The 4,334-nt window shown below is 50.5% G+C and carries 7 protein-coding genes; 3 read left to right on the top strand and 4 right to left on the bottom strand.

The features are described 5' to 3' along the window. Nucleotides 1-113: 113 nt before the first annotated feature. Entirely contained in the window at nucleotides 114-479 is a 366-nt protein-coding gene (locus DBZ16_RS16480) for a MobC family plasmid mobilization relaxosome protein (RefSeq protein ID WP_234403816.1), read from the bottom strand. 517 nt (nucleotides 480-996) lie between these two features. On the opposite strand from DBZ16_RS16480, the gene DBZ16_RS14580 reads away from it, so the two are divergent. From DBZ16_RS14580 to DBZ16_RS14570, 3 genes are read left to right on the top strand one after another with little or no spacing between them, the layout of a single operon-like run. After that, on the top strand, nucleotides 997-1,872 hold the full coding sequence (locus DBZ16_RS14580; RefSeq protein ID WP_240600418.1) for a replication initiation protein: 876 nt from the start codon (nucleotides 997-999) through the stop codon (nucleotides 1,870-1,872). Then, on the top strand, nucleotides 1,865-2,098 hold the full coding sequence (locus DBZ16_RS14575) for a hypothetical protein (protein ID WP_019271595.1): 234 nt from the start codon (nucleotides 1,865-1,867) through the stop codon (nucleotides 2,096-2,098). Before DBZ16_RS14580 ends, DBZ16_RS14575 begins: the two co-directional genes overlap by 8 nt. Then, nucleotides 2,098-2,535: a virulence-associated protein VapD gene (locus tag DBZ16_RS14570; protein WP_019271594.1), complete on the top strand. Its 438-nt coding sequence runs from the start codon at nucleotides 2,098-2,100 to the stop codon at nucleotides 2,533-2,535. Before DBZ16_RS14575 ends, DBZ16_RS14570 begins: the two co-directional genes overlap by 1 nt. Here the strand turns inward: DBZ16_RS14570 and DBZ16_RS14565 are convergent. The 3 genes from DBZ16_RS14565 to DBZ16_RS16475 are packed head-to-tail and all read right to left on the bottom strand — an operon-like array spanning nucleotide 2,532 to nucleotide 3,633. After that, the gene (locus DBZ16_RS14565) at nucleotides 2,532-2,768 is read right to left on the bottom strand and encodes a cryptic plasmid protein A (protein WP_240600416.1); all 237 of its coding nucleotides are present in this window, start codon (nucleotides 2,766-2,768) and stop codon (nucleotides 2,532-2,534) included. The genes DBZ16_RS14570 and DBZ16_RS14565 overlap by 4 nt on opposite strands. A gap of 46 nt (nucleotides 2,769-2,814) precedes the next feature. Then, the gene (locus DBZ16_RS16760; RefSeq protein WP_430914367.1) at nucleotides 2,815-3,126 is read right to left on the bottom strand and encodes a hypothetical protein; all 312 of its coding nucleotides are present in this window, start codon (nucleotides 3,124-3,126) and stop codon (nucleotides 2,815-2,817) included. Between the two features lie 9 nt (nucleotides 3,127-3,135). Then, nucleotides 3,136-3,633: an MbeB family mobilization protein gene (locus tag DBZ16_RS16475; protein WP_240600421.1), complete on the bottom strand. Its 498-nt coding sequence runs from the start codon at nucleotides 3,631-3,633 to the stop codon at nucleotides 3,136-3,138. Nucleotides 3,634-4,334 lie beyond the last annotated feature (701 nt).

Below are 4,334 nucleotides of genomic sequence, written 5' to 3'. Positions count from 1 at the left end.
TTCTTCGGGGTCGCCGCGTAATAATTTGGCTTCTTCTCGGTCGCGGTCTTTGCCTAGAAGATAGTCTATCGGACCACTCCCGCCGCCTTTCCCCCTATTGAAAAACTGCACAATCATTGGGACTGTCCTCCGTTTTTTTCTTTGGCTAAAAAATCCCGTAGGGAATTTAGGGAACGTTCCAACGCTGCCAGCTCGGTCGTCGCCTTGAGTGCTTCCACATTGCCCAACGTGCCGACCTTTGCGGCGGTGTTCAGGGTCTTGGCTATTTGGTTCAGGTTGTTACCCATTCCTGCAAGTACCCGCACGACTTCGGGCGGGAATTGGAATTTGACGGTTTTTTTGTCGGATGCTTTGCCATCTTCCAAAACCCGCTCCCGAATGTAGCGGGCTAAATTCGGATGGGTCTTCTGTCGGGTCAAAGTCTCAAACTCGGTCGGACTGACTCGGATGATGAGTTGCTTTGTTCGCTTTTCTGACATTTTTTTTCCTGTCGTTTGGGGGCTTTTTTTGCCTGTGTAAGCAGGCAAAAAAAGTCCTACGGGGGTCAAGGGGAACTCCCCTTGCAAGGCATTAAGCGATAGCGCAATGTAGCCTTGCTTTATGTTTCTGTTGTGAAAACGTTGCCATGATAAGCCAACAGTTTCAGAACCGCAACCAACACAAAGGGCGACGGTTTCAGGTTGCCCCGAAAACGCCGCCCTGCTGGTCGGCTTAGGTTGCGCTGCTGCGCTCCAAGCTCTACCGCTTCGCCTGCTGGCTCCGCTAGATTGCGGATTGGAAAATTTTGAAAAGAGAACCCTGCGTCAGGCTGTTATCTGATTATGGTTGCATTTCAGACATGTCTCAAATATAATTTTTCAGACTTGTATCACCCCGCTACGCGGGCTGTTATCTGATATAGTTGTTTTTGTCTCACTTGTCTCAATCTCAAAAACTCGCCCCTAGTGCGCTTGTTGTCTTGCCGGACACGCAGCTAGGGGCTATGGAGTAAACCAATTGTACCATCAATCTGACCTGTTCTTGCAAGAACGTCTACCCCGACACCCATACTGCACCGATGACTTGGCAGCAGGTATCCGCCCGCGTTCCTACATCCACGCCATCAAACGCCGCTACATTCAAGCCAACCCGCCGCATTTGCGCGTGTTCATGCTCTTTGACTTGGACTATGCTGGCGCGGCTCTTGCTTGGGAAGATAGCGGGCTGCCTATGCCCGCTTGGGCGGCGGTAAACCGTGAAAATGCCCACGCCCATCTTGCCTATGCACTCTCCGCTCCCGTGCTGACGGCGGATTTCGGCGGGCGACAGGCTGCCTTGCGTTATCTCGCCGCCGTAGAAGCCGCCTATCGCTCAAAATTGGACGGGGACGACGGTTTTAGCGGGTTAATTACAAAAAACCCCATACACCCCCATTGGGAGCTTCTGCGCGGCGTTCCTGATGCTGTACGCGGCTATGACTTGGAATACCTCGCCGACTTCGTGGATTTGGCTAAATTCAAGCCGTATGTGGGCAGAACGAACTCGGAAGCGGTCGGACTGGGTAGAAACTGCACCGTGTTCAATGTCGTGAGCCGCTGGGCTTACCGCAATATCAGGGGCTTCAAGTGCGAACAGGGAATAACCGCTTGGAAGCGGGAAGTGCTGCATCAGTGTTTGAATGTAAACGGCGATTTCCCTTGCCCCATGATGCTGAAAGAAGTCCAATGTATCGCTAAATCTATCAGTAATTGGGTCTGGAACAGGTTTGATATTGCTGCCAGCGACAGGCGGTTTTCAGAACTACAAAAGCATAGGAACAATTTACGAAAAATAAAGAAAAATCAATTCTCAGATAAATTTATTGAAATGAAAGATTGGGTAGAAAATGGCTAAAATTCGCACAGATAAACGCCCGATGACTGCTTACGAAATTGCTAAACGTTTCGGCTGTACACCTCGAACAGTTTATAACTTTTGGTCGCAATCCCGCGCCGACTACCTAGCCGAAAACTCTATCAGCCGTGATAAACCGTGGGAGAAGCTCGGCATTTCCCGCGCCACTTGGTATCGTCGCGGCAAGCCCATGCCGCCTGAAACCATACAACAGGAGAAAAAATAATGAGCCGTTACCTGATTACCTTTGACATGGATACCAACTGCCTGAAAGATAATTATCATGGAAATAGCTATAACAATGCCTATGCGGATATTAAAAACATCTTGGCTAAACATGGATTTGAAAACATTCAGGGCAGTGTTTATCTAGGCCGTGAAGGCATCAGTGAAGCACACGGAACAATAGCCATTCAGGAACTGACCGCTCGGTTTGATTGGTTTTACTCCTGTATTTCAAACATTAAGTTTTACCGCCTTGAAAGCGATTTGAACGCACAATTTATCGCTGATGGTGTGTATCAAGCCAAACAGGCTTTCCTTCAACGTGTTGAACAACTTCGTATATCCCTAACAGAAGCTGGATTATCTGATGAGCAAATCAATCAGGTTCTGGAAAAACAGAAATTTGAATTGGAAAGTCCTAACCTGAAATTAAATTAACCGCCTTTGCTCTCCAACATCCGCCGCATTGATGCCAGTTTTTGGCGCGCTGCGGCGTTTTCTGTGCGTTTTAGGGCTTCGGGTAGGGTAGCCCCTAACACTTTGGCGATATTGCTCGGATAGGGCTTTCTCGCGCCCGCAATGCGGGTTTCTGCTTCCGCTACGGCTTCAGCCCCGTAGGTCTCTATCAGCCATGCGGCTGTTCGTCTGTCGCGTTCGTTCTCGGTAATCATAGGCTCATACCCCATCCCCTGCTTTGTTTTCGTTCGTGTCGTTGGCTTATCGTTTGGCGAGTTGATTCAAGATTTCGCTCTGCCGATTTTGTAAGACTGCCTGAGCGGTCTGTATTTCGCTCTGCCTTTCTAACTCGGCTGCCAAGCTCGCTAAATGCTTCGCCAAACTCGTGTTTTCCTGCTCTAGCTCTGCCAACCTTTCGCCCAAGTGCGTTAAGGCTTTCGTCACTCGCTGCTCGATTGCTGCGTGATTGCTCTCTAATTCCGCTAACGCGTCCAGCATTCGCTTCTCGGTCGCTTTGCGATTGCGCTCCAAGTTCTCCAATGCGTCTAACAATGCGGTTTCTATCTCGGTCATCTGTTACCCCTATCTGCTGTTTTTCTGTGCTATGTACCGCCAAGCTCTGGTTTTGTCGTTGTTCGCGTAATACGGCGGCGAACTCGGGTCGGTCGCTACGCATACCCGCGTTGCTTTGCTGTTCTCGACCGGGCAATTTTCCAGTGTTAAACCTTTGGTCTTGGTGTTCAACAGGTCTAGTGTGCGCTCTGCTTCGGCTCTCTGCTGTTTCAGGTCGTCCAATTCGCTGTTTAAGCTCAATATCACTATGAGCAATATCGCGGCGACTATCAAACCTGTTGCCGATATGCCTAGCAAGCTCCACAGATAGGGCTTGAATACTGCCTTGCTCATGCGTAACTGTTGGGCGTGTATATCGGCGGTTATTTTCTGCTCGCTTTGCTTCAATGCCTCGTTGATATTTTGCCGTAGCGTGTCTAAGTCTGCTTTCGTTTGCTGCTCTATGCTGGTGGCTTCGGTGCGTGATGTCTGCTCGAAGGTCTTCGCCAAATCGGAAATCTTGCTCATACAGTGCGCCTTTCAGTCGGATGTTGCGCCCTTTGGGGTCTGGGTTCTTGATGCTGATGCTGCTGGGGGTCGCTCGTGATATTTCAAAACCTGCCTTTTCCAGCGTTTCCAGCACGTCTGCGCGGCTTTTTACCTTGCCTGCTAGGGCTAGGGCTTCTAAGCCGTCTGTGATGCTCTGTGCGGCTTCCTGCGTGTTTCTCGGCAGGTCTTTGGCTTGGGTCATGCTCTGCCGTTTGGCAGGGTCGTCTGGGTCGCTGTATCCGTGCGTCAGGTTCTGCATGGTGCGCCATGCGTCCACTCTGCCCCTGTCGGCGGCGTAGTAGTAGGGCTGTAACCGCTTTCCGCTCAAAAGCTCGATGTTTGGTATCACGAAGTTGAGTTCCAACCGCCCTTTGTCTCGGTGTTCTACCCATAGGCAGTTGTATTGGTCTTTGTCCAAGCCTGCAAAAATACACTCTTCGAAGCTGTCCATCAGGGCGCGTTTCTGTTCGGCGGGAATGTTGCTTTCTTCAAAGCTCAGGCAGCCGGCGGTGTATTTCTTGGCGTAATCGCTGCTGTCTATCAGGGCGGCGGTTTCTTCGGGGTCGCCGCGTAATAATTTGGCTTCTTCTCGGTCGCGGTCTTTGCCTAGAAGATAGTCTATCGGACCACTCCCGCCGCCTTTCCCCCTATTGAAAAACTGCACAATCATTGGGACTGTC

Origin of the sequence: Neisseria sicca (assembly GCF_003044565.1) — a bacterium.
Lineage (GTDB): Bacteria > Pseudomonadota > Gammaproteobacteria > Burkholderiales > Neisseriaceae > Neisseria > Neisseria sicca_A.
Note: the sequence above shows the minus strand (reverse complement) of the source record. Positions and strands in the feature narration are given on the sequence as shown.